The following is a 21,501-nucleotide window of genomic DNA, read 5'->3' as shown; positions in this document are numbered from 1 at the left end:
TGGTGCATTGCAAATGTTTGACACGATAAAAAAATAATAAAAAGAATGTGGTATCTTTAAATTGGATTTTAAGGGGGAGTATAAAAAGAACAGTCTTAAATGACTGGTCTTTTTATTTAGATACTAAATTATCAAGCTTCCAATATGTATTTGTTAATGGAGCAGCTTTACTATCTATATACAAATACATGTTATTTAAGTCTTTAGGCGAAGTTTTCATTTCAAATACAACGTCAGTAGTTAAAGAGAATTCGAGTGGAACATTTTTATATTTCTCATCATCTACTGGATGAACTTCACCTTCATATTTTTGACCAGTTTTTTCATCTTTTATGAAATATTTTATTTCTGAAAGGTCAATAGTTTGTCCGTCGGCTCGAACATTATTAATCATAACACGAGTTGTAAGGCGCCACTCTTTGTCTATTTTTTCAAATTTTGCATTTTCAACTGTTGCTCTATAGTATTCGTTTTTAACAATTTCCCCATAGTGCATTGCGTTCTTTTCGAGAGCGCTCTTTTCTTGTTTTGGTGTTGCACTTGCATTACATCCTGCCATTATCCCTGTAAATAATAGTGCTGTACAAGTTACTTTAATTAAAGATTTCATAGTAATTCCTTTCTGTATTAAAAAGTAAAGCATAGGAATAATTTTACATCATAAGGAAAATAAATGGAAGTCTTTTTGTGGAATATGCAAATATGCATTTATCTAGAATTCGTATTATTGAACATAATAATTTAAAGAATATTAGAAAAAACTTGCATAAAGCAGAAGGAATAAGAATGAGAAATATTGTAAAGCAGAAAATAACTGCATATAATTAAACATAAATGCTAATTTTCTGAATCTTAGATAGCGAGAGGTGATAACATGTTCACTGAAGAGCGTAGAGAGAAAATTTTAGAGCTACTTAAGAAAGATGGAAGAGTAATCGCAAAAGATCTTGCTGAAATATTCGATATGTCTATCGATTCTATAAGAAGAGATTTGTCTATTATGGAGAAGGATGGTTTATTAAAAAGAACGCATGGAGGGGCAGTAGAGTTTGCTCGAGTGAGGAACTTAGCGGAGACACCATCTAAACGTTGTAGTAATAGTTCTATATATGAAGACGCAATTGCGAAAATCGCAGCTTCATATATACAAGAAGGTTATGCAATATTTATTGGCGGCGCTACTATTCATTACGCCATGTTAAAATTTTTACCCGAAATATCATTTACAGTTATTACGAATTCAATCGAAATAGCTTGTAAGTTGCGGGAATGTAAGAACATTGATACATATTTAATTGGTGGCAAGGTAAAGCCTTCAGGAAATATGACGGATACACTTGCCTCAGAATTGATTAATAGTTTTACTATTGATCTTTATTTCTCTACAGGTGGCGGCATTTCATTAAAGGGTATAAGTACTGCAACACCGGAAGTTGCTTATTTCGGAAAAACAGTAAGCAAAATTGCTCGAAAAAATATTTGTTTAGCACCCCATAATAAACTTGGAATTGATTGTTTTATAAAAGGGGAATCCCTTAAAGAAATTGATCTTATTATAACAGATGAAGAAGCTCGTAAAGAAGTAATTCAAGAGTTAGAGAGGCAGGGTAATAAAATAGTAATAGCTCAATCTACTATATAACAAAAGGAGTTTACTATGATTATAAAAGAGCAAAAGTTTAGTATAAATGGACTTGAGTATACGATTCGCTCTGCAATAAAGCAAGATGCAGAACAGTTATCGAAAATAAGAGTACAAATCGACGGAGAAACTGAAAATATGGATAGGGAACAAGGTGAGGGATTTATAGATACGAAAGGATTTCAGGGAATAATAGAAACGGATAGTGAAAAAACAAAAAATCTCTTTTTAGTTGCGGAAGTGCATAACCGTATCGTTGGATTTTCAAGATGTGAGGGATCCGATTTAAACAGATTGTCTCATAAAGTAGAGTTTGGTGTTTGTATTTTAAAAGAGTTTTGGGGATACAGGATTGGTAAGGAATTTTTACAAGAATCAATTAGTTGGGTTGACACAAATGAAGTAAAAAAGATAGTGTTACAAGTGTTAGAAACAAACGAGAAAGCTATTCAGCTTTATGAAAAGTTTGTATTTGGAGTAGAGGGCGTTCTAAAAAATGATAAGAGGCTGTCGGACGGTAAGTATTACAATACGGTTATCATGGGCAGATTTAATGATACTTCTCATAAAAGAGGTGAAGAAATATGTTTTACAGAAGAAAATATTATAAAGTGAAAAATAAATTTATCGAAATTTTTAATAACCATTTCAATGATACAAATTTACCGAATCAATTAAAATATGGTTCCCGTTTAATTGGGCGTTGGATGAAAGATAACAATGATGGTACGACTGAAGTGTTTGCTATATGGGAATATGATAGTTATGAAGATTATGTAGAAATTGAAGCGGAAATTAAAAATGATGAGGTGCACGTGAAAAGAATACATGAATGGTATGAAAAACATGGCGGGAAAGAATATGTTTTAAACGAGTATATATTAGAGATGAAAAATGAGGAGTTACGATGTACTGTAAAGAGGTAGAGGAGGAATTTTAGTGGGAATTAAAATGAAATTATATATTAGCCTAGCATCTACTATTTTATTTATGGTCGCGGTAGTAATATTCTTTTTTAATAACAATCCGATAAAGTGGTTTTGGTTTTGTATTTTACTAGGATCAATAATACAAAATATAGTTTTATTTAAAAAATATAAAGAAATTCATTAAGATATTCAAAGTAATAAAATAGTTGTGTTGTCTTTCTAATTGTGTTGAAAACGCTATTTCTCATGTTCGGTTGAGTTGTTACATCCGTATATGCTTGCTTCAATTGCCTATACGATTGAACGTGAGTGTAGCATTCAAATACATCAAAACGAACTACATTTAATTCACCGCACTTTAGATGTAATTGATAGTGATAAACAAGTTGTTATTTGTAATCAATTTTCACAGCATAAATGGTCAGGAAATATAAGGGAATTATTAAATATACTAGAACGTATTTACATTTTGTCGCAAGGACGGGAAATATGCGAAAAACAAATATCATTTTTATTACAAACGATGATGGGAAAGCAAAAACAACTTGAGTTGCAAGCTGAAAATAAAGAGGAGCATACGCTGAATTTTCGTGAAAAAATACAGTGCGATAGCATGATTGAAGCATTACAAAAGACGAATGGGAATGTATCTTTAGCTGCAAAGTTATTAGATGTGCCTCGGAGTACGTTTTATAAGCGAATGCAAAAATTTAGGCTATAAAAGTAGATTTTTGTAATCTACTTTTTCTTTATGTGCTCAATTTCTGTCGGAATGTGCGCTTACCAGGGAAATAATAGAATAGTTAGAAAAAAGATTCCCTAAAGGAGGTTAGTAAGTGAAGTATATTGAAGTTGGGATCGGAAATAGATGGTTCGTTCGGACGGAAACGGAGAATAAGGATGGGACTGAATTTGAGGAACGAGGAATTGTAAAACCCATTTACTTTGAGTCTTTATATGTACGAGTTTGGTTTCGAAAAACGTGTTTTATTTTTGATACGAAAGAAGGTTTTAAGAAAGTAAGAAAAAGTAGAGATGAGTATAAGTTTATTGTTGGAATTGTCAGTAGGTTAAAACAATAGAATAAAACAGGGTGTGTTCTTATGATTAGAATTATCACCTTCATACTCGCAATTATTGTATTGGGCTATTCCATTTATAGTTGGAATGATGATTCAAAGCAAAGTATACTCATTTTACAATTACTATTAGGTTTTATGCTTGCTAGTATGGGGATACAAAACGTTAAGAAGGATGAAAAAGAGAATAAGAATATGGGGCTTTTGCTTTTACTTACATCTCTATTTTGTATCATTATATCGTTCATAAAATATTTTAAATAAACCATTACTTAACATATTGAGTATTGGTTTATTTTTTTGAAGGTTTCTCATTAAAAATTTCAGTATTTATCAAAGGAGAGAAAATCAAATGCCGATGTCATTATATTATAAAAGACTTCGTGAAAAATTAGGATCTGAACTAATTTTTATGCCGAGTATAGCTGCTGTTATTAAAAACGAGCAGGGGGAAATCTTATTTCAATATCCTGGAGGAGAATACTGGAGTTTGCCAGCAGGGGCAATCGAACCAGGAGAAACACCAGAAGAAGCGGTTGTTAGAGAAGTGTGGGAAGAAACAGGATTGAAAGTAAAAGTGAAAAAGGAAAAAGGGGTATTTGGAGGGAAAGAATTTCGTCATACATATTCGAATGGAGATCAAGTAGAATATATTGTTATTGTATTTGAGTGTGAAGTTGTCGGGGGAGAGTTGAAAGCGATAGATGAAGAAACCTTAAAACTACAATATTTCCCCTTATCTGAAAAGCCACCATTAGCATTATCGTATCCCGATAAAATATTTTTATAGATGTAAAATAGCACCCCTTATTAATAAGGGGTGTGCTATTTATATAGCCCTGTCGTATACATCATTGTCAACGTATGTACAACTTCTTCTAAATCTAGTTTTTTATCATTTTGCACAATTGCCCAAAGAAACATTTCATTCATCGCAAACCAAGCGTGTGCTACAATCTCTTTATTTAATTCAGGGTGTGCCAATTTATTTTCTTGAGAGTAAGTAATATCCTGGGTAATACTTTTTATAAAGCGTTCGCGAATCTCATCCCATTTTTGACGTATCTCTTTTGATAACCCTATTGCTTCTTCCACAACTTGCAAAATAGCCCGTTCTTCTTCCGCCAGCTGCAAAAAGGCACGCACTTGATTTTGTATCATTTGTTGAGCTTCGGACTTTGTGTTAGGTGTGAACGAACGTTCAGCAATATCATAAAAGCGATTCATAACATCTTCCATCAAAATGATAAGGAGATCATCTTTGTTTTTAAAGTATACATATGCAGTTCCGTAACCAGTTTTCGCATGTTTAATAATTTGCGTGATTGTCGTTTTCTGAAATCCGTTATTTATAAAGATTGTGAAACCGGAATGTAATAGTTTCTTTTTGGTTTCTAAGGAGCGGTGTTTTCTTGTTGAAAGAGCAGAGTTTTTCAAAGAATCACCTCTTTATACTGAAATATCTGAAAATATAATTGTATTGTAAAAGAAATTTGTATATAAAGTCAACTGACATAATATCATTGACGTTATATCAACTTAAATGATATATTTCAATTAGTTAGAATAAAAAGAAAATTAAAAGAAGGTGACACCATGTATAAAGAACCATTTCAACCAACTTATGAGTATGCGCTTGAATGTGATAAACATGATGAACTGAAAGATTTTCAAACTGAATTTTATAAAAAAGAAGGAACAATATATTTAGATGGGAACTCATTAGGTTTACTTTCAAAAAGGGCAGAGAAATCGCTACTTACTTTGCTAGATTCATGGAAAGAATATGGAATTGATGGATGGACTGAAGGAGAACATCCTTGGTTCTTCTTATCAGAAAAGCTAGGGGAATTGACTGCACCTCTTATTGGATCTTTACCAGAAGAGACAATTGTAACCGGTTCCACGACGACGAATATTCATCAAGTAATCGCAACCTTCTATGAACCGAAAGGGATTCGTACAAAAATTCTTGCGGATGAATTAACGTTCCCGTCAGATATATACGCGCTTCAAAGTCAAATTCGTTTAAAAGGATTAGATCCAGATGAGCATCTAATTCAAGTGAAAAGTAGAGATGGTAGAACACTTTTAGAAGAAGATATTATACATGCGATGACTGATGATATCGCTTTAATTTTATTGCCTTCTGTACTATATAGAAGCGGACAAATTCTTGATATGAAGCGATTAACAACAGAAGCACATAAACGTGGTATTCATATCGGTTTTGACTTATGTCATTCAATAGGCTCCATTCCGCATCATTTTAAAGAATGGGATGTTGATTTCGCTGTATGGTGTAATTATAAATATTTAAACGCAGGGCCTGGTGGAGTTGCAGGATTATATGTGAATAAAAAACATTTTAATAGACTGCCAGGATTATCCGGTTGGTTTAGTTCTAGAAAAGATAAGCAGTTTGATATGGAACATTCATTAACTGCGGCAGACCATGCTGGAGCTTATCAAATAGGGACACCTCACGTATTAAGTACGGCGCCGTTAATCGGTTCACTTGAAATTTTTAAAGAAGCTGGCATTGAAAGGTTACGTGAAAAATCATTACATATTACGAGATACATGCTTAATTTAATTAAATATGAATTAAAAGATTTTGGATTTACAATTGGAAATCCGCTAGAGGATGAAAAACGAGGCGGGCATATTTATTTAGAACATGCTGAGGCGGCACGTATATGTAAAGCGTTAAAAGCAAATGGAGTGATTCCTGATTTTAGAGCTCCGAATGGAGTTAGACTTGCACCGGTTGCTTTATACAATACGTATGAGGAAGTATGGAACTCTGTACAAATTTTAAAGGAAATTATGAAAGAAGAAGAATATAAAAAGTTTGAAAATAAGCGAGAGGTTGTGGCATAAGCATGAAAACATCGCAGTGGATTGATATTTCGCAACCACTAAATAATGATATCGCAACGTGGCCAGGGGATACACCGTTCTCGTATGAAGTTTCATGGTCAAAAGAAGACAGTGGTTCAGTCAATGTCGGAAAGTTAACGATGAGTATTCATACTGGTACTCATATTGATGCACCTTTTCATTTCGATAATGACGGTAAGAAGGTGTTAGATCTAGATATAGACGTATATGTAGGTGCAGTACGAATTATCGATGTTTCAGGGTTGGAGAGTATCGGTAAAAAGGAATTAGAAACTATTAATTTAGAAGGTGTAGAACGATTATTATTACGTACATCCTCACACGGTAAAGCGCAAGAGTTTCCAGACGAAATCCCGTATTTACGTGCCGATATTGCCCCTTTTCTTTCAAGTAAAGGTATTCGTTTAATTGGGGTAGATGTACCTTCTGTTGATCCTTTAGATGATAAAGAACTAGCAGCGCATCATCAATTATTTAAACACGGAATTCATATTTTAGAAAATGTCGTACTAGATGACGTAGTAGATGGCGATTACGAACTTATTGCATTACCACTTGCATTAACAGATGCAGATGGAAGTCCAGTTCGCGCTGTTATTAGACCAATATAAATAGAAATGTTAAAAGGGGCGTTTGACTAATATGAAAGAAAACGAAAAAGTAATTATGGAAAAAGGGATTCACACGGACTTTAAGGAAAATATGACGTATGGAGAGTATTTACAATTAGATAGTTTACTATCTTCTCAAAAGAGATTGTCCGATCATCATGATGAAATGTTATTTATCGTCATTCACCAAGCGAGTGAACTTTGGATGAAGCTTATTTTACACGAATTGAACGCAGCAATTGAATCTATTAAAAATGATAAATTGGCACCAGCATTTAAAATGTTAGCACGTGTATCAAAAATTCAGTCACAAATTATTCAATCTTGGGATATTCTTGCGACATTAACGCCATCAGAATATATTGAGTTTCGCGATTCACTTGGTCAGGCCTCAGGTTTTCAATCGTATCAATATCGAATGATTGAGTATGCACTTGGCTATAAAACACCACATGCGTTAAAAATTTATGAAAAAGATCCAGAATTACATGCTCGTCTTCATAAAGCGCTTCATGCGCCAAGTTTGTATGACGTTGCGATACAAGCGCTTGTTAAAGAAGGTTTCCCAATTCATAAAGATGTGTTAAATCGTGATATTACACAGCCTTACGAAGAGGATGCAACTGTAGAAGCGGCTTGGATAGAAGTATATGCGGACGTTAAGAAATATTGGGATTTATATCAGCTTGCAGAGAAATTAATTGACATTGAAGATTGGCTACAACAATGGCGTTTCCGTCATATGAAAACGGTAGAACGTATTATTGGTCATAAAATGGGAACAGGTGGATCTTCTGGTGTATCTTATTTAAAGCGAGTGCTTGATCAACGTTTCTTCCCAGAGCTTTGGAGCGTTCGAACTAAGTTATAAAAAATAAAACCTGATAGCTACTAAAGCTGTCAGGTTTTATTTTTTATAGTTAATTTCGTGTATTAGACATTTTTGAAATTGTTGATAAGACTGGTTTTCAATTCGGCTTAAATGGCGGTAAGGAATGATTGTACAAGTTTTATTTGAATTAGGATATAAGAATTCAAATGTAGGTTGCTTCTGAAAAATGAAATCTTTTGAAAGGAAATTTAAGTTTTGTAATATTGAAATTAGGTTTATAAATGCTCTTTTTCCGTGTACTAGGATTATAGAGGGTTGTATTGTATGTAACATCTCAATAAATGGTTGTTTCACTTCTTCTATGACGTCTTTAGGTAATGCTCGCAATTCTTTTTCTTTTGATGTTGGATAAGAGAAAATATTAGTTTCGAACATTACTTCATTTGTTTCTGTAAAAACTTTTGTAACCAAATCATTAATTCTTTTCCGAGTTGGAGATTGTTTTCTTTTACCTTTCTTTACTCGTAGTGCTTCATAATAAGAGATAAAGTTTTTATGGGATAAAATTAAGTTTTGATATGCACTTTGCTTCAAATCGTCTATATGAATTGGAGTAGCTGGATTATATCCGACAAGAAATATGTTTGGATTTGTGTCATTGTTTGAATAGAGGCCAGGGCGTAAATACACGCCATTTATACTAGGATAACTATATTTTTTGATGATTTGGTTTAATTTATTTGTCATCATATAAAATCTCCTTTCTAAATTTAAACATACAATAAAAGCATGTGTTTTAATAGAGAAAGAAATATAAAATTGTATAAACCACAAATACTAAATAATCAAATGATCATTAAGATGGAGGAAGATTCTTTGAATTTCGAACAACTAGAAAATAAATTTAAAAAGAAAAAAGTTAATACATTCCTTGTTTATCAAAAGGGGGAATTAACGACTGAATACTATAAAACGATAGACTGTGCACATGACTTATATAAAATTAATTCAATTACAAAAAGTATCGTATCTATATTAATTGGTATCGCAATTGATAAAGGGTTAATAAACGATATACATACACCAATTACAACATGGATTCCAAATGTGCCAGAGGAAAAGAGAGAATTAACGCTTTATCATTTATTAACGATGACAACAGGAGAAGAGTGGAAAGAGTTTGGGAATGGGGTCGTTTTTCCAAATGACTTTGTGGATTCAGAAGACTGGATACAATTCATTATAGAAAAGCCGCTCATTGAAGAAATGGGTACAAAAATGAATTATAATTCAGGTTCTTCACATTTACTTAGTTATATTATCCAAGAAGAAACTGGTATGTCGACAGAGCAGTTTGCCAAAAAATATTTATTTGGGCCGCTAGACATTAAGGAATACGAGTGGCAACAAGACCCGCAAGGTGTATATGTCGGCGGATTCGGCATAAAAATGAAATCTATAGATTTATTAAAGGTCGGAAAATTATGTTTGCAGAATGGATATTGGCAGGGGAATGAAATTGTATCATCGAAATGGTTAGAAGATTCAAGGGAGGCACTATTTGAAACGTATGAACACGTCGGAGCATATGGATATCACTGGTGGGTATTAAATAACGAAAGATTTCACATACCGTATTGTATATATTTTGCTATGGGGTACGGAGGGCAATACATTATTATCATTCCGCAGTTAGAGCTCGTAGCTGTTATTAGTAGTCACATGCCCAAACGTGGACTCGTACCATTAAAGTTATTAATTGAGCATATAAAAGAGAATTCCAATCATAAATAAGAAGAGGAGGGATATGCGTTATGAAAAGTGCGAAAATGATAGCGATTTATAGGCTGTTTTTAAGTCTTCTAGCGTTTAGTGCACTTATTACTCAATTTGTTACAAGGGCACAAGTGAAACCGTTCAATCCAGTTAACTTTTTTAGTTTCTTCACAATTGAAAGTAATATTTTAGTGGCGATAATTCTACTTTTAAGCAGTTTTGGAACAGCCACATTCGGACGTTCGGAGCAGTTTGGAGTTCTTCGCGGTGCGGCAACAGTATACATACTAACAACAGGACTCATTTATTTTTTGTTATTAAGAGGATTAGAAGAGTCACTTCAAACACCGATACCGTGGGTAAATACCGTGCTTCATTACATCATGCCGATTGCAATGATATTAGATTGGGTTATAAATCCACCAACGAAGACGATTACATGGAAACAGGCTGCGAGTTGGCTTGTTTTCCCGCTTTTATATGTTGTATATAGCTTAATACGTGGTCCATTTGTGAATTGGTACCCATATCCGTTTTTAGATCCGAGAATAGGTGGCTATGGTAGAGTGCTTTTATATAGTATCGGAATAGCTGTTGTCATTGGGGCTATATGTGGGTTGGTAAAAATGTTAGGAAATCGGTCGTTGAAGATAAAAAACAATCCTCCTTATTAAAGATTTTGTATATAAAGAAACCTCTGTCTGTATTAAAGATAGAGGTTTCTTTGTTTTACCGATTTGTTTTATGAAAGGACATCTTTAGAAACTTCTCTGTTTTCGTATCAAACTCTACATCAACAAAAACACCATATTCTTTTCCATCCTCACGTAGCCACAATTTAAACTTTTCCACTGTTATTTGTACAGTTTTTGGTTTTCTACCTATATGAAGGTAATCAATAATCTCTGCTTTTGGATATTGTTCTTTCGTTTTTTCAACGGCCAGTTTACCCCATTTTGCATATGGTGGTTGTGCGTGAACAATAGATGGACCAGTATATATATTTGCACAAGTTGTGATTAAAAAAATTATAAATGCTGTACGTGTAATGAATTGCTTCATAAATAAGCTCCTTTATTCTTTTTGTATATTGTTTACATATTTCTTTAAGCATATAAGTTTGGCTTTTTTTGTCTTCTTTACATAAAAGCGAGTGTTTTACAAAACATAACCATGAAATCATTTCCGTAATTAAGGAGGGAAATACATGCGTCAAAAAGCTGTTTTTAAGATAGTGATTTTGCTGGTCTTTATCGGGCTATCTGTAATGGTAAGTAGTATACAAATGAAAAATGTAGAAGCTTTTTCTAATCAAGTGATTCAAAGAGGAGCATCTGGAGAAGACGTCATTGAACTGCAATCTCGTTTGAAAAATAACGGATTTTATACAGGGAAAGTAGATGGTGTTTTCGGATGGGGTACATATTGGGCACTTCGGAATTTTCAAGAAAAATTCGGATTACCTGTTGATGGGTTAGCGGGTGCTAAAACGAAGCAAATGCTTGTAAAAGCAACGAAGTATGAAAAATCGACTGCTAATAAAGGTACTACAACTAATAAAGGGAATAGCGGTGGAGGTACACAAGAAAATAAGCCACCAAAAAGTACAGGGACAAATGTTCCAAACGGTTATTCTCAAAATGATATACAGCTAATGGCAAATGCTGTATACGGAGAATCACGTGGAGAGCCGTATTTAGGACAAGTAGCAGTAGCTGCGGTTATTTTAAACCGCGTCACAAGTGCATCATTCCCAAATACTATTTCAGGAGTAATCTTTGAACCGAGAGCCTTTACAGCAGTAGCAGATGGACAAATATATTTAACACCAAATGAAACAGCGAAAAAAGCTGTACTAGATGCGATCAATGGCTGGGATCCTACAGGAAATGCATTATATTATTTCAACCCAGATACCGCGACAAGTAAATGGATTTGGTCTCGTCCACAAATTAAAAAAATCGGTAAACATATTTTCTGTAAATAGAGCGGAGGTGGAAACATGTTACGAGGTATTATTATTGTATTGTTAACAGTAGGGGTAGTTGGAACGGGATATTGGGGCTATAAAGAGCATCAAGAGAAAAATGCAGTATTAATTAGAGCTGAAAACAGTTATCAGCGTGCGTTTCATGATTTAGCGTATGAGGTTGACTTATTACACGATAAAATTGGGACAACACTTGCGATGAATTCACGTTCATCTTTATCACCAGCGTTAGCAGATGTATGGCGTTTAACATCTGAAGCTCGTTCTGATGTAGGGCAACTACCATTAACATTAATGCCATTTAATAAAACGGAAGAATTTTTAGCGAATATCGGTGATTTCAGCTACCGTGCAGCGATTCGTGATTTAGAAAAAGAACCGTTAAATGATCAAGAGTATAAAACATTGCAAACCTTATATTCAAATGCAGGCAATATACAAGATGAACTAAGAAAAGTGCAACATCTTGTTTTGAAAAACAATCTGCGCTGGATGGATGTAGAAATGGCTCTTGCGTCAAATCGAGATCCAGCAGATAACACAATTATCGATGGATTAAATACCGTAGAAAAGAATGTAACATCATATTCGTCTACTAATTTCGGACCAACTTTTACAAGTGCACAAAAGAAGAAAAAGGGCGGATTTGAAGCAGAAGGGAAAGCAATTTCGAAAGAAGAAGCTGAAAAAATTGCTAGATCATTTTTAAATTTAAAAGGTAATGAAAAAGTAGAAGTTGAGAAAAGCGGAAAAGGTGCAAAAGAATCATTTTATAGTGTAAAGATTCAAGACCCAGCGACAAATAATGAGTTTTATATGGATATTACCGAGAAAGGTGGATATCCAATTTGGGTAATGAATAACCGAGAAATTAAAGAACAAAAAATTAGTTTAAATGATGCTGGAAGTAAAGGGTTAACATTTTTAAAGGATCACAAATTTACAAATATGGAGCTATTTGATAGTTCTCAATATGATAATATTGGTGTGTTTACGTACGTTGTAAATGAAAACGGAGTGCGTATGTATCCAGAAGCAATTCAAATGAAAATTGCTTTAGATGATGGATCGATTGTTGGGTTTTCAGCGAAGGAATATTTAGCATCACATCAAAAACGAACAATACCAAGTGCGAAGCTAACTGCTGCTGAGGCAAGGAAGAAAATTAATCCAGATGTAAAAGTAATGGAAGAGCGAAAAGCTTTAGTAGTAAATGACTTGCATAATGAAGTACTTTGCTATGAGTTTGTTGGTACTTTAGGGAAAGATACGTACCAAATTTTTATTAACGCAAATAGCGGTGCAGAAGAAAAAGTGAAGAAGATGCAAGCTGTTGAAAAAATTTATGATTAAACATTTATGATAAAGTGGTGAAAATAATGAAAATCCTTATATATATGTTAATGCTTTGCTTCGTTATTACTGGCTGTAGCATTGGAAAAAAAGATAACCCTAATGAAAAGCCAGAACAAAAAAATGTCTCGATGAAAAATGTTAATTATACAAACAAATCAAATAAGCCGAATGAAAAAGCAGCTGATCATTTAGCATCATTAGCTGCAAGTATACCTGGTGTAAACGATGCGACAGCGGTAGTAGTTGGTAAGTATGCAGTTGTAGGTATTGATGTGAAGGCGAAACTTGATCGAACTCGTGTTGAGTCAATTAAGTATTCTGTTGCAGAAAGTTTGAAGAATGACCCAAATGGTGCTAATGCCGTTGTTGTAGCAGATGTTGATACGTATGAACGATTAAAACAAATAGGTAAGCAAATTAAAAAAGGTAAAACTGGTCAAGGTATACTTGATGAATTAGCAGCAATTGTTGGCCGAGTAATGCCACAAGTTCCAAACGATCTAATTGAAAATAGAGAAACGAATCCGATTAAAGATAACAATAAACAATTACCAAAAAATGAAGAACAAGAACTAAAAAAAGAACAAGAAGATCAATCAAATAATCATTTGAAAAAATAGTGAACATCCCGTACTAAACTGTACGGGATGTTCTTTATAAAATTAAATATTCAGTTTATTTTCCGGGGAAAATATGGTTTAATAATGAGGGGAGGGACAACCGTTATGATGAAAAAAAGCACACTCATATTTTGTAGTTTATGCATAGGTTTTAGTATGACAGCGTATGAACAGAAGAAAGAAGTGAAGAAGAAAACTGCTACTTCTTCTACTATAACGGAAAATATAAAGAAAGAGCCCATTAATATAAATCATTTTTCAAATATTAATGAAGGAATGACTTATTTAGAAGTGAAAGATTTAATCGGTTTTGAAGGGGAGTTACTCATAGAAGAAGGGGAAGAAGATTCTACACAAATTAAACAAATTTTTGCTTGGAAAGGTAGCGATCCAAAATCATTTGTTGAGATTACATTTTTGGATGGAAAGGTTCATTCCAAAACACAGCAAGGTTTAAGTTAATAACTTGAAGGAATGGGAGAGTTAAGCATGAACATACAAGCATTTACTTTACCAAGTGAACAAGTTCAATTCACATCGAATCCAGGAGAATTACTGGAGAAAGCAAAAAAATGATCGTACTAAAAATGTAGTTGTTATTTTAGACTATAACGGAGTACCTGTCGGTGTATTCGTATTACAAACTGGTGATATAGTACAGGAGTTCACAGATAATAATGATGCCATATTTTTAACTTCTTTTTCTATTAATCACAATAAACAAAGAAAAGGATATTCTAAAAAATCATTGGCTTTATTACAAGACTTTGTAAAATATTATTATCCAATTAAAAATGAAGTTATACTTGCTGTAAATAAAAAGAATATTCCAGTGCAAAAGTTATATGAAAAAGTTGGGTTTCAAGATAAAGGGTATAGAAGAATGGGACCGATTGGACAACAATTAATTTTTACATTTACCGATAACCAAATAATTTAAAAAGCTTACCCTTGAAAAATCATGCAGTAAGCTTTTTTGTTTGAGATATTGTCCATGCATGATATGTTAGAAGAATTAAAGCCAGTAGCCGAGAAATATGAAGGTGCAAAACAAACCGATTGTTATGCACTTAAATACGTGAGGGGGAATCATATGACAATTTATATTGCACTACTGCGGGGAATAAACGTAGGTGGACATAAAGTAATCAAAATGGCAGATTTGAAAAAAATGTTTGAATCAATTGGTGTAAAACAAGTGAAAACATATATTCAAAGTGGGAATGTAGTGTTTGAATCAGAGGAAGATATAAGTTATTTAAACGAACGTATTGAAAGTGAAATTAAGAACGTTTTTGATTTCGATGTTCCAGTCATGTTAAGAACAAATGATGAATTAATTAATATTATTAAAAAGTGTCCTTACGAAACCAATTCACTGTTAGAAGGTGAAAGTGTACATGTGGCCTTTTTAGCTAATCCACTTTCTGAAGAAGATAGTAAGCAGTTACTTATGTATAAAAGTGAAATAGAAGAATTCCAAATCGAAGGAAGAGTAGTGTATTTATTATTTAAGAAAAGCATACGGAATTCTAAATTAATGAATCAATTTCAAAGATTTCATACGCCAGCTACAGTAAGGAACTGGCGTACTGTGAATAAGTTAAAAGCAATAGCTGAGGAGATGTAAATATAAAAAGATGAGGTTTTCTTTATTTAGAAAACCTCATCTTTTTATTTATATTGTTTTGCGATAATGAGTTCAACGATAGGATAAATAAAGAATGAAGAGCAAAGTGCGATAAAAAGAGGAAGGTTTCTAACCCCATCTAAATTAGCCCCCATAGAAAACCCTTCCGAGAAGAGTAATATAAGGAACATTACAACTACAAGCACAAAATACGAGATTTTAAAGCTTTTATATGTAATTTGTTGGCCCATCTCATCTTGACTTTCTTCTGATACTCCGTTTGGATCTCCCCATGTAATATGATTAATTAAATTACTAAGTATTAAAGAAGTAGCGAAAATCGTCCCGCCTAAAATTGAACCTTCAGTTATGTATTTGTATGTGCCATGTACAAGTATTGCAATTAACGCTAAAACAATGATTATAAAAATAGTTTTTTTAGTATTCAATAAATGATTGCACCTCCACGAATGTAAAAAACTCTTTACAACTATAGTATAAAATTGGGAAACTTTCATGTCAAACACTTTTTACACAAGATATGTAAGCATATAATATTTTGTTTTTATGATAAATAAAAAATTACATTACATTTGAATGTAAAAGAATAGGCTCGCATATATTTGGAAGGGATGTCAGATTAAATTAGGGGGTAGTTATGTCTATTCTTTTGAAAGCTGGTGCAGATGCAGGAAATAACGGTTTGAAGTTAATGGTGAAAGGGCAGGACCCTATTTTTATTCCGAGTATTTATTCTTTATATATAGGTGAGCCTACAGGATTGTTGGATGAGGAAGATGTTTCATTAACCGAATTAGAGAATCATATTGATGTGACCATTAGTTCTCCATCGCTAATGCTAAATAACGTACGGTACATCGTTGGAGAAAAAGTGATTGAAGATCAATTAAAAGGTACTGAAGTGGAGAAAAAATCAAATAAATCGACTGATGAATTAATGGTTATTACAATCCTTTCGGGTTTAGCTATAAGCGCTATGCGTCAAAGTCCAACTTCAAGTCATATTAATATTCGTTATGATTTATCTGTTGCTCTTCCTATGCAACTAATTACACAAGAAATTGCTGCTGAAAATGCGAAACGTTATATGGGAAATCATAAGGTTGTTTTTCATTATCCGAACGGACGCGATGTTACAATTAATGTTTCTATTGAGTTCTGTAAGTGCCTACCTGAAGGCGCGTCTGGAACGTGGGGCATTGTATACGATGAAGAAGGAAATGTAGTGAAACATAAAATCGAATGTGAACAAAATAAAGTGTCTGAAATTGATTTTGTAGATAAAACATTATTATCATTTGATATTGGCGCGGGGACGACAGAAGAGGTTGTTTCGTTAGGTGTAAACTTTAGACCGCAATTAAGTAAGGGATTATCATACGGCGTAAAAGAAACTTTACTACAAATCATTACGAGATGGAATAGGAAGTACCCTACGAAAACGATTGATAGTATTACAGAATTTAATCAAATTTATTTGAGTGAAAAACACCCAAGAAATCCATTGCTAGTTGAGGAATCGCAACCAGCACTTTTAGGTTTAGCAGCACGTGTCGCAACAGATATTATTAACAAAATTGATGATATGAAAGACGATCCATATGTATTTATTTATGGTGGGGGCGCAGTTATTATTAAAAATAGCTTGAAAATGATTTTAAAACAAAAAGGACGCTTGAAAAATGTAATTTTTGTAGATAACCCGTTATTTACAAATGCACGTGGGTTATTAGTATATACATGTTCGCCAAAGTATAGAGAGCATAAGCAAAAAGAGTTAGGGTTTACAAACTTAACGATAAGTTAGTTGGTGGAAGTATGCGATCTAGGCGATATAAACGTGGTGATCGAGTGAAACTTAATATTAATAAATCAGTATCGCCTGAAATGATTGCTTGGCTTAATAAACAGTCCAACCCAACTAATTTCTTTTTCTTTGCAGCCCAGCAATTATTTAAGCAGGTAGGAGATATTGATGTGTCAAAAACTTTGACTAACAGCTATGTTTTTTCTTTGTATGCTGATCCTTCGCCGCTATTAAAGGTTGAAGTGAATCCTTTTAAAAATATACCAGTTGATAACAATAAATCTACTGAAAGTATAAAAAAAAAATCGTGGGAATCTGTTGATCAATTAGATTGCCCATTCTTTTAAACATAGAAAATCATAGGTATAGCCCATCACTATACATACGGATGCAGTGATGGGTTTTTGTTTTTATTGCATAAAAAAGTGACGCAATGTAATTTGCGTCACTTTTAATAGGTGTTTTTATTCTATAGTTTTGAATGTGCTTTAATAATTTCATCCCAGTCATCAGAATGAATCTCATGTCCTGCACCTTCAAGGGTTAATAGTTTTGAATTCGGAATTTCATTAATAAGTGCGAGACCATGTTCAAATGGTAGTGCGGTATCGTCTGTACCGTGAATTACTAATGTAGGTACTTGTATCAATTGAAGTACACCTTCATACGAATCATCACCTTTAAGAAGAGCATGATTAAACATACTTAATAAATTATTAGCTCGCTCTATTTCTTGTTTTACTTGTTGATAAACCCTTTGTTTATCAAATAGACGTTTTGATCCACAGAGTAGACTAGAGCCTGAAACTAAGTATTCTGCGACATCATTTTGATTTGTCCAGTCTATATTTACGCTATTAGCATGATGTGTTAAAATTCTTTCGTCCATTGGAGGTAAATCGCGAGTGTTATTATCAGATCCAATAACACTCGTCGCTAATAGGGTTAATGTTAAAATTCTGTCAGGATGTTTTACTACAGCGATTTGAGCAATCATACCTCCTAATGACATGCCCAAAAGGTGTGCCTTGTCAATATGATACGCATCGAGTACCCCAATGGCATCTTCAGCCATGTCTGCTACAGTGTAATTGGAAGTCCCAGGCTCATATGTAAAAGAGCGCCCAACATCACGGTTATCATAGCGAATGACAAATCTTCCTGTACTAGCCAACCGTTCACAAAATTCTTCATCCCAATAAACCATTGAGCATGTAGCCCCCATAATTAATAAAGTTGTTGGGTCATTAGGGTTACCAAAGCTTTCTGTACATATATCAATACCATTTATTTTGAAAATTTTCTCGCTCATAGTTTTCTCTCCATTTCATTTAAAGGTAATTAACATATAAAGAATAGCTCTGTGTGTATATTAAACATAAGGTTGCATGGATGCTGTTTATATTAGAAGAAGATTCTCTTATCTAAAAGATAAAAATTTTTGTGCAAAATTACATAAACAGTCCCTAAAGATATACTTATTGTCATTCCAAATAAAAAGTATTGATAAATAAATTTTGTTTCATCCGCTACAATTTGAAATTAATATAGGGGAAGAGTATGTACCTATTAACGATGCTAATCAATATTTATTTCATTCAGGTAAAAAGTATGATAACCCAGTTTTATTATATTTACATGGTGGACCTGGCAGTGTTGAATCTCTTTTTGCACATGCTTTTCAAGATAGATTAGAAGAGATGGGATCAACGTGGCGCGGGAAAGACCTTTATAAAAAATCGTGATAAATATCCTGCAATCGATTCCATGATAAAGGATTTATATGAAATTATTCAATACTTAAAGAGGAAATATAATAAAGAAAAGATAGTTTTACTGGGACGGTCATGGGGTACTGTATTAGGAAGTGTGTTTGTAAAACAGTATCCTGAAGAACTTACTTATTTTATTAATGTTGCACCAGTTATTTCAATGCTTGAAAATGAGCGTGTTGCTTATAAGAAAATGAAAGGATTAATTAAAAAGGCGAATGATAAAAAGTCTTTAAAAAAACTTGAAGTTATTGGAGATTATCCGGGTGAAAAGATAACATTTGATAATGAGTTTTTAAAGAAATGTATGAAAATACGAAAACTTCAAGGGAAATACGGATTAGCAGGTAAAAGTGATTTCCTGTATTTATAACTGCATTTAAAAGTCCTATCTTTAAGTTATCAGATCTTTTGGCACTTTCTAACATTCTAAAAGTGAATAGAAAAATTCTTGAATATTTACAAGACTTTAATTTAATGACTGAATTAGCAGACTATGAAGTGCCAATCTATTATATTTTAGGTGAAGATGACTGGCAAGCACCATATGTTATTGCTCAAGAATACTTTCCAAAAATAAAAGCTCCGTATAAACAATTATTTTTAATACCTAATGCTGGGCATAGAATTATGTTAGATCAACCAGACTTGTTTTTTGAGGTATTATCACAGATAAATATAATAGAACAAAACAGAGATAATTAGTAGCTTAGTTCAATAAATATGGAGTTAGTGAGACAAATACAAAAGAACTAGTAATGATTATTTATCATTATTAGTTCTTTTATATATATCATTTACGGACGACAAAAGTAATCGCATTTGTTTTAAGTTGAATGTGCTCTTCATTACGAACTATATTATATGCTAAGGTTTTTATTTCAACCTTTATTTCTTCCCAATCTCTATATATCTTTTTTAGTACATGCAACATTTCTTCAGTCGTTAGGTTAATTTCAATTAACGCATCTAGTTCTTCTCCTGTTTCTAAGTCTACTTCCCGAATGTTAGAGTTGACAATTAAACAAATAATACCGCCACTCTTTGTTCCGTTTTTTATAGCATGAAGTACTTTTTTAAAATCTTCTTCAGATTTGACATGCTCTAAGCTTGATACTGCAACGATGTAGTCATAACTATTAGGAGGAATATAGTAATTTTCGATTGCTGATTGCTCCGCTTTTATTACTTCAAATACACCATATTCTTTACTATAAACTTGTAACTTCGTTAAAGCCGAATCAAGTAAATCAACACAAGTAACAGTGCCGCCAGTATTCATGATTTTTTGTGCAATTGGAATACTGTTTCTACCAACACCAGAGCCAAGGTCAAGTACTTGCAGGGGGTTCTGTCCTTCAAAATAATCCATCAAATCCAAAACTGTTTTAACAGGTTTATAAAGCCATGATCCTGCTTCGAATAATTTGTATTGTTCATAGCATAAATCATGATATTTTTTCTCTTCTTGTCTTATGTAATCGATTCTGGTCATAGTGTTTCAGCTCCAATGTTTTCACAGCGAAATGAATATGTTGGACAACCTTTAACGTTCGTTTGAATTCGAAATATACCACCAGCATGTGGATACTGTTTTAATTCCTCATCCGTCATTCTTGTTCTGGCTGTTGTGATATATAAATCGGTTAAATTAGATCCTCCAAATGTACACGATGTTACATATAACGCAGGGATCGGAATGCTTAATATTTTTTCTCCAGTCAAGGGATTCCATCTAGTAATTTTCGAACCTCCCCAATGCGCAACCCATAAACAACCTTCTTCATCAATTGTCATACCATCGGGTAGACCGTCATTTTCAGGGAAGGTGATAACATCTGTTGGATTGCTAATTACACCAGTCTGTATGTCATAATGATAACGAACTACTTTTTTAGTAGGTGTATCAATAAAATAAAGGTATGTATAGTCAGGGGACCATGCTAGTCCGTTTGAAGTATTTACATGCGAAACTTTTTTCTCTACGCTGTAATTATTATTCAAACAATACAAGGAACCGGCCCCACTTATACCATATAAGTCAGTAGTACCTGCCCAAAAACGACCAGCTGGGTCGCATTTCCCGTCATTAAAACGATTTTTTAATAAATTTGGTTCGGGGTCATAAATATGTGTAAGCTTTTCTGTATTTAGATTAAGAGAATAAAAGCCTCTTTCCATAGCTAAAAGTACTACATTATCTAAATATGGAACAACACAACCAATTTGCTGGTCGAGGGTTATCACTCTGTTCGTATTATTAGCAGGATTATAAAGGTATAACTTCTTCTCGATAATATCAACCCAATATAATATTTGTTTCTTCTCATTCCAGCAAGGCCCTTCACCTAAACAAGCCTTAGCATCTACGACTAATTCAATACTTCTGTACACTATGTTTCACCTCGATTTATTAAAAGATACATATAAAGTTCGATAAAAATGGAGGTAAACCTTTTGTTAGATTGGAATAAAGATGTACTATGAAAAAAGAAGACCTTCTCAAGTAACTTGAAAATAGCATATAACTGT

29 protein-coding genes and 2 pseudogenes are annotated in these 21,501 nt (G+C 33.2%); 23 read left to right on the top strand and 8 right to left on the bottom strand.

Annotated elements, in window-relative coordinates; genetic code table 11:
* Positions 1-112: 112 nt before the first annotated feature.
* Positions 113-610, bottom strand: coding sequence for a hypothetical protein (locus tag VK90_RS05130; RefSeq protein ID WP_048370926.1), 498 nt, complete (start codon positions 608-610; stop codon positions 113-115).
* Positions 611-874: 264 nt separating this feature from the next.
* On the opposite strand from VK90_RS05130, the gene VK90_RS05125 reads away from it, so the two are divergent.
* The 7 genes and pseudogenes from VK90_RS05125 (at position 875) to VK90_RS05090 (ending at position 4,440) form a co-directional block, all read left to right on the top strand.
* A complete protein-coding gene (locus VK90_RS05125) occupies positions 875-1,642 on the top strand; it encodes a DeoR/GlpR family DNA-binding transcription regulator (RefSeq protein ID WP_048370923.1) in 768 nt (255 codons plus the stop codon).
* A 15-nt stretch (positions 1,643-1,657) separates the two neighbouring features.
* Complete coding sequence (locus VK90_RS05120; protein WP_048370922.1) at positions 1,658-2,257, top strand: GNAT family N-acetyltransferase; 600 nt, start codon at positions 1,658-1,660, stop codon at positions 2,255-2,257.
* Positions 2,227-2,568: an NIPSNAP family protein gene (locus VK90_RS05115; protein WP_048370920.1), complete on the top strand. Its 342-nt coding sequence runs from the start codon at positions 2,227-2,229 to the stop codon at positions 2,566-2,568. The genes VK90_RS05120 and VK90_RS05115 overlap by 31 nt, the downstream gene beginning before the upstream one ends.
* A gap of 394 nt (positions 2,569-2,962) precedes the next feature.
* Positions 2,963-3,292: pseudogene (locus VK90_RS05105) on the top strand (helix-turn-helix domain-containing protein); the annotation flags it as partial.
* Between the two features lie 115 nt (positions 3,293-3,407).
* A complete protein-coding gene (locus tag VK90_RS05100) occupies positions 3,408-3,653 on the top strand; it encodes a DUF3977 family protein (protein WP_025148507.1) in 246 nt (81 codons plus the stop codon).
* Between the two features lie 21 nt (positions 3,654-3,674).
* Positions 3,675-3,914 carry a DUF3953 domain-containing protein gene (locus VK90_RS05095; RefSeq protein WP_048370916.1) on the top strand — a complete coding sequence of 80 codons (240 nt, stop codon included), beginning with the start codon at positions 3,675-3,677 and terminating at the stop codon, positions 3,912-3,914.
* A gap of 88 nt (positions 3,915-4,002) precedes the next feature.
* A complete protein-coding gene (locus tag VK90_RS05090) occupies positions 4,003-4,440 on the top strand; it encodes an NUDIX domain-containing protein (protein WP_048370914.1) in 438 nt (145 codons plus the stop codon).
* A gap of 35 nt (positions 4,441-4,475) precedes the next feature.
* Here VK90_RS05090 and VK90_RS05085 read toward each other — a convergent pair whose 3' ends face one another.
* On the bottom strand, positions 4,476-5,087 hold the full coding sequence (locus VK90_RS05085) for a TetR/AcrR family transcriptional regulator (RefSeq protein ID WP_048370912.1): 612 nt from the start codon (positions 5,085-5,087) through the stop codon (positions 4,476-4,478).
* 159 nt (positions 5,088-5,246) lie between these two features.
* Here VK90_RS05085 and kynU point away from each other — a divergent pair, with 159 nt between their 5' ends.
* Genes kynU through kynA form a run of 3 tightly spaced genes read left to right on the top strand, consistent with a single transcriptional unit; the run spans position 5,247 to position 8,036 of the window.
* Positions 5,247-6,533: a kynureninase gene (kynU, locus tag VK90_RS05080; protein WP_048370910.1), complete on the top strand. Its 1,287-nt coding sequence runs from the start codon at positions 5,247-5,249 to the stop codon at positions 6,531-6,533.
* 2 nt (positions 6,534-6,535) lie between these two features.
* Complete coding sequence (gene kynB / locus VK90_RS05075; RefSeq protein ID WP_048370908.1) at positions 6,536-7,165, top strand: arylformamidase; 630 nt, start codon at positions 6,536-6,538, stop codon at positions 7,163-7,165.
* Between the two features lie 31 nt (positions 7,166-7,196).
* Positions 7,197-8,036 (top strand): tryptophan 2,3-dioxygenase, encoded by an 840-nt coding sequence (kynA, locus tag VK90_RS05070; RefSeq protein ID WP_048370906.1) that lies wholly within the window; start codon positions 7,197-7,199, stop codon positions 8,034-8,036.
* Positions 8,037-8,072: 36 nt separating this feature from the next.
* On the opposite strand, the gene VK90_RS05065 is transcribed toward kynA, so the two are convergent.
* Positions 8,073-8,747 carry a hypothetical protein gene (locus tag VK90_RS05065; RefSeq protein WP_048370905.1) on the bottom strand — a complete coding sequence of 225 codons (675 nt, stop codon included), beginning with the start codon at positions 8,745-8,747 and terminating at the stop codon, positions 8,073-8,075.
* 126 nt (positions 8,748-8,873) lie between these two features.
* Here VK90_RS05065 and VK90_RS05060 point away from each other — a divergent pair, with 126 nt between their 5' ends.
* Both VK90_RS05060 and VK90_RS05055 read left to right on the top strand, forming a co-directional pair.
* Positions 8,874-9,791 (top strand): serine hydrolase domain-containing protein, encoded by a 918-nt coding sequence (locus tag VK90_RS05060; RefSeq protein WP_048370903.1) that lies wholly within the window; start codon positions 8,874-8,876, stop codon positions 9,789-9,791.
* 20 nt (positions 9,792-9,811) lie between these two features.
* A complete protein-coding gene (locus VK90_RS05055; RefSeq protein WP_048370901.1) occupies positions 9,812-10,447 on the top strand; it encodes a Pr6Pr family membrane protein in 636 nt (211 codons plus the stop codon).
* Between the two features lie 55 nt (positions 10,448-10,502).
* Here the strand turns inward: VK90_RS05055 and VK90_RS05050 are convergent, their stop codons facing one another.
* Positions 10,503-10,835 carry a DUF3889 domain-containing protein gene (locus VK90_RS05050; protein WP_048370899.1) on the bottom strand — a complete coding sequence of 111 codons (333 nt, stop codon included), beginning with the start codon at positions 10,833-10,835 and terminating at the stop codon, positions 10,503-10,505.
* A gap of 145 nt (positions 10,836-10,980) precedes the next feature.
* Here VK90_RS05050 and sleB point away from each other — a divergent pair, with 145 nt between their 5' ends.
* The 6 genes and pseudogenes from sleB (at position 10,981) to VK90_RS05020 (ending at position 15,369) form a co-directional block, all read left to right on the top strand.
* The gene (gene sleB / locus VK90_RS05045) at positions 10,981-11,760 is read left to right on the top strand and encodes a spore cortex-lytic enzyme (protein ID WP_048370897.1); all 780 of its coding nucleotides are present in this window, start codon (positions 10,981-10,983) and stop codon (positions 11,758-11,760) included.
* Between the two features lie 15 nt (positions 11,761-11,775).
* Entirely contained in the window at positions 11,776-13,116 is a 1,341-nt protein-coding gene (gene ypeB / locus VK90_RS05040) for a germination protein YpeB (protein ID WP_048370895.1), read from the top strand.
* Positions 13,117-13,142: 26 nt separating this feature from the next.
* Complete coding sequence (locus tag VK90_RS05035) at positions 13,143-13,739, top strand: YhcN/YlaJ family sporulation lipoprotein (RefSeq protein ID WP_048370893.1); 597 nt, start codon at positions 13,143-13,145, stop codon at positions 13,737-13,739.
* A gap of 105 nt (positions 13,740-13,844) precedes the next feature.
* Positions 13,845-14,201, top strand: a complete 357-nt coding sequence (locus VK90_RS05030; RefSeq protein WP_048370892.1) for a hypothetical protein — start codon at positions 13,845-13,847, stop codon at positions 14,199-14,201.
* A gap of 12 nt (positions 14,202-14,213) precedes the next feature.
* Positions 14,214-14,674: pseudogene (locus VK90_RS05025) on the top strand (GNAT family N-acetyltransferase).
* A 158-nt stretch (positions 14,675-14,832) separates the two neighbouring features.
* On the top strand, positions 14,833-15,369 hold the full coding sequence (locus VK90_RS05020; protein ID WP_048371249.1) for a DUF1697 domain-containing protein: 537 nt from the start codon (positions 14,833-14,835) through the stop codon (positions 15,367-15,369).
* A gap of 44 nt (positions 15,370-15,413) precedes the next feature.
* Here the strand turns inward: VK90_RS05020 and VK90_RS05015 are convergent, their stop codons facing one another.
* A complete protein-coding gene (locus VK90_RS05015; protein WP_048370890.1) occupies positions 15,414-15,818 on the bottom strand; it encodes a hypothetical protein in 405 nt (134 codons plus the stop codon).
* Between the two features lie 209 nt (positions 15,819-16,027).
* On the opposite strand from VK90_RS05015, the gene VK90_RS05010 reads away from it, so the two are divergent.
* Complete coding sequence (locus tag VK90_RS05010) at positions 16,028-17,197, top strand: ParM/StbA family protein (RefSeq protein WP_048370887.1); 1,170 nt, start codon at positions 16,028-16,030, stop codon at positions 17,195-17,197.
* Between the two features lie 11 nt (positions 17,198-17,208).
* Positions 17,209-17,544 carry a hypothetical protein gene (locus VK90_RS05005; protein ID WP_048370885.1) on the top strand — a complete coding sequence of 112 codons (336 nt, stop codon included), beginning with the start codon at positions 17,209-17,211 and terminating at the stop codon, positions 17,542-17,544.
* A 122-nt stretch (positions 17,545-17,666) separates the two neighbouring features.
* On the opposite strand, the gene VK90_RS05000 is transcribed toward VK90_RS05005, so the two are convergent.
* Entirely contained in the window at positions 17,667-18,509 is an 843-nt protein-coding gene (locus VK90_RS05000) for an alpha/beta fold hydrolase (protein WP_048370883.1), read from the bottom strand.
* Positions 18,510-18,714: 205 nt separating this feature from the next.
* Here VK90_RS05000 and VK90_RS30510 point away from each other — a divergent pair, with 205 nt between their 5' ends.
* The 3 genes from VK90_RS30510 (at position 18,715) to VK90_RS30500 (ending at position 19,674) form a co-directional block, all read left to right on the top strand.
* Positions 18,715-18,942, top strand: a complete 228-nt coding sequence (locus VK90_RS30510; RefSeq protein WP_231595826.1) for a hypothetical protein — start codon at positions 18,715-18,717, stop codon at positions 18,940-18,942.
* Positions 18,929-19,342 carry an alpha/beta fold hydrolase gene (locus VK90_RS30505; RefSeq protein ID WP_331457083.1) on the top strand — a complete coding sequence of 138 codons (414 nt, stop codon included), beginning with the start codon at positions 18,929-18,931 and terminating at the stop codon, positions 19,340-19,342. The genes VK90_RS30510 and VK90_RS30505 overlap by 14 nt, the downstream gene beginning before the upstream one ends.
* A 104-nt stretch (positions 19,343-19,446) precedes the next feature.
* Positions 19,447-19,674: an alpha/beta fold hydrolase gene (locus VK90_RS30500; protein ID WP_231595825.1), complete on the top strand. Its 228-nt coding sequence runs from the start codon at positions 19,447-19,449 to the stop codon at positions 19,672-19,674.
* Between the two features lie 88 nt (positions 19,675-19,762).
* Here the strand turns inward: VK90_RS30500 and VK90_RS04990 are convergent, their stop codons facing one another.
* Together VK90_RS04990 and VK90_RS04985 are read right to left on the bottom strand one after the other, a co-directional pair.
* A complete protein-coding gene (locus VK90_RS04990) occupies positions 19,763-20,464 on the bottom strand; it encodes a class I SAM-dependent methyltransferase (RefSeq protein ID WP_048370880.1) in 702 nt (233 codons plus the stop codon).
* Positions 20,461-21,363: an SMP-30/gluconolactonase/LRE family protein gene (locus VK90_RS04985; protein WP_048370878.1), complete on the bottom strand. Its 903-nt coding sequence runs from the start codon at positions 21,361-21,363 to the stop codon at positions 20,461-20,463. The genes VK90_RS04990 and VK90_RS04985 overlap by 4 nt, the downstream gene beginning before the upstream one ends.
* Between the last annotated feature and the right edge of the window lie 138 nt (positions 21,364-21,501).

Source organism: Bacillus sp. LK2 (assembly GCF_001043575.1).
GTDB classification, from domain to species: Bacteria; Bacillota; Bacilli; order Bacillales; family Bacillaceae_G; genus Bacillus_A; species Bacillus_A paramycoides.
This window is presented reverse-complemented; position numbering and strand designations above follow the sequence as displayed.

Coding starts and splice junctions, on each gene's coding strand:
- VK90_RS05090 (WP_048370914.1), top strand. CDS start 4,003: ATGCCGATGTCATTATATTATAAAAGACTTCGTGAAAAATTAGGATCT.
- VK90_RS05050 (WP_048370899.1), bottom strand. CDS start 10,835: ATGAAGCAATTCATTACACGTACAGCATTTATAATTTTTTTAATCACA.
- VK90_RS05125 (WP_048370923.1), top strand. CDS start 875: ATGTTCACTGAAGAGCGTAGAGAGAAAATTTTAGAGCTACTTAAGAAA.
- VK90_RS05020 (WP_048371249.1), top strand. CDS start 14,833: ATGACAATTTATATTGCACTACTGCGGGGAATAAACGTAGGTGGACAT.
- VK90_RS05005 (WP_048370885.1), top strand. CDS start 17,209: ATGCGATCTAGGCGATATAAACGTGGTGATCGAGTGAAACTTAATATT.
- VK90_RS05030 (WP_048370892.1), top strand. CDS start 13,845: ATGATGAAAAAAAGCACACTCATATTTTGTAGTTTATGCATAGGTTTT.
- VK90_RS04990 (WP_048370880.1), bottom strand. CDS start 20,464: ATGACCAGAATCGATTACATAAGACAAGAAGAGAAAAAATATCATGAT.
- VK90_RS05010 (WP_048370887.1), top strand. CDS start 16,028: ATGTCTATTCTTTTGAAAGCTGGTGCAGATGCAGGAAATAACGGTTTG.
- sleB (WP_048370897.1), top strand. CDS start 10,981: ATGCGTCAAAAAGCTGTTTTTAAGATAGTGATTTTGCTGGTCTTTATC.
- VK90_RS30500 (WP_231595825.1), top strand. CDS start 19,447: ATGACTGAATTAGCAGACTATGAAGTGCCAATCTATTATATTTTAGGT.
- VK90_RS05115 (WP_048370920.1), top strand. CDS start 2,227: ATGTTTTACAGAAGAAAATATTATAAAGTGAAAAATAAATTTATCGAA.
- VK90_RS05000 (WP_048370883.1), bottom strand. CDS start 18,509: ATGAGCGAGAAAATTTTCAAAATAAATGGTATTGATATATGTACAGAA.
- VK90_RS05095 (WP_048370916.1), top strand. CDS start 3,675: ATGATTAGAATTATCACCTTCATACTCGCAATTATTGTATTGGGCTAT.
- VK90_RS05120 (WP_048370922.1), top strand. CDS start 1,658: ATGATTATAAAAGAGCAAAAGTTTAGTATAAATGGACTTGAGTATACG.
- kynU (WP_048370910.1), top strand. CDS start 5,247: ATGTATAAAGAACCATTTCAACCAACTTATGAGTATGCGCTTGAATGT.
- kynB (WP_048370908.1), top strand. CDS start 6,536: ATGAAAACATCGCAGTGGATTGATATTTCGCAACCACTAAATAATGAT.
- VK90_RS05035 (WP_048370893.1), top strand. CDS start 13,143: ATGAAAATCCTTATATATATGTTAATGCTTTGCTTCGTTATTACTGGC.
- VK90_RS05130 (WP_048370926.1), bottom strand. CDS start 610: ATGAAATCTTTAATTAAAGTAACTTGTACAGCACTATTATTTACAGGG.
- VK90_RS05055 (WP_048370901.1), top strand. CDS start 9,812: ATGAAAAGTGCGAAAATGATAGCGATTTATAGGCTGTTTTTAAGTCTT.
- kynA (WP_048370906.1), top strand. CDS start 7,197: ATGAAAGAAAACGAAAAAGTAATTATGGAAAAAGGGATTCACACGGAC.
- VK90_RS05065 (WP_048370905.1), bottom strand. CDS start 8,747: ATGATGACAAATAAATTAAACCAAATCATCAAAAAATATAGTTATCCT.
- ypeB (WP_048370895.1), top strand. CDS start 11,776: ATGTTACGAGGTATTATTATTGTATTGTTAACAGTAGGGGTAGTTGGA.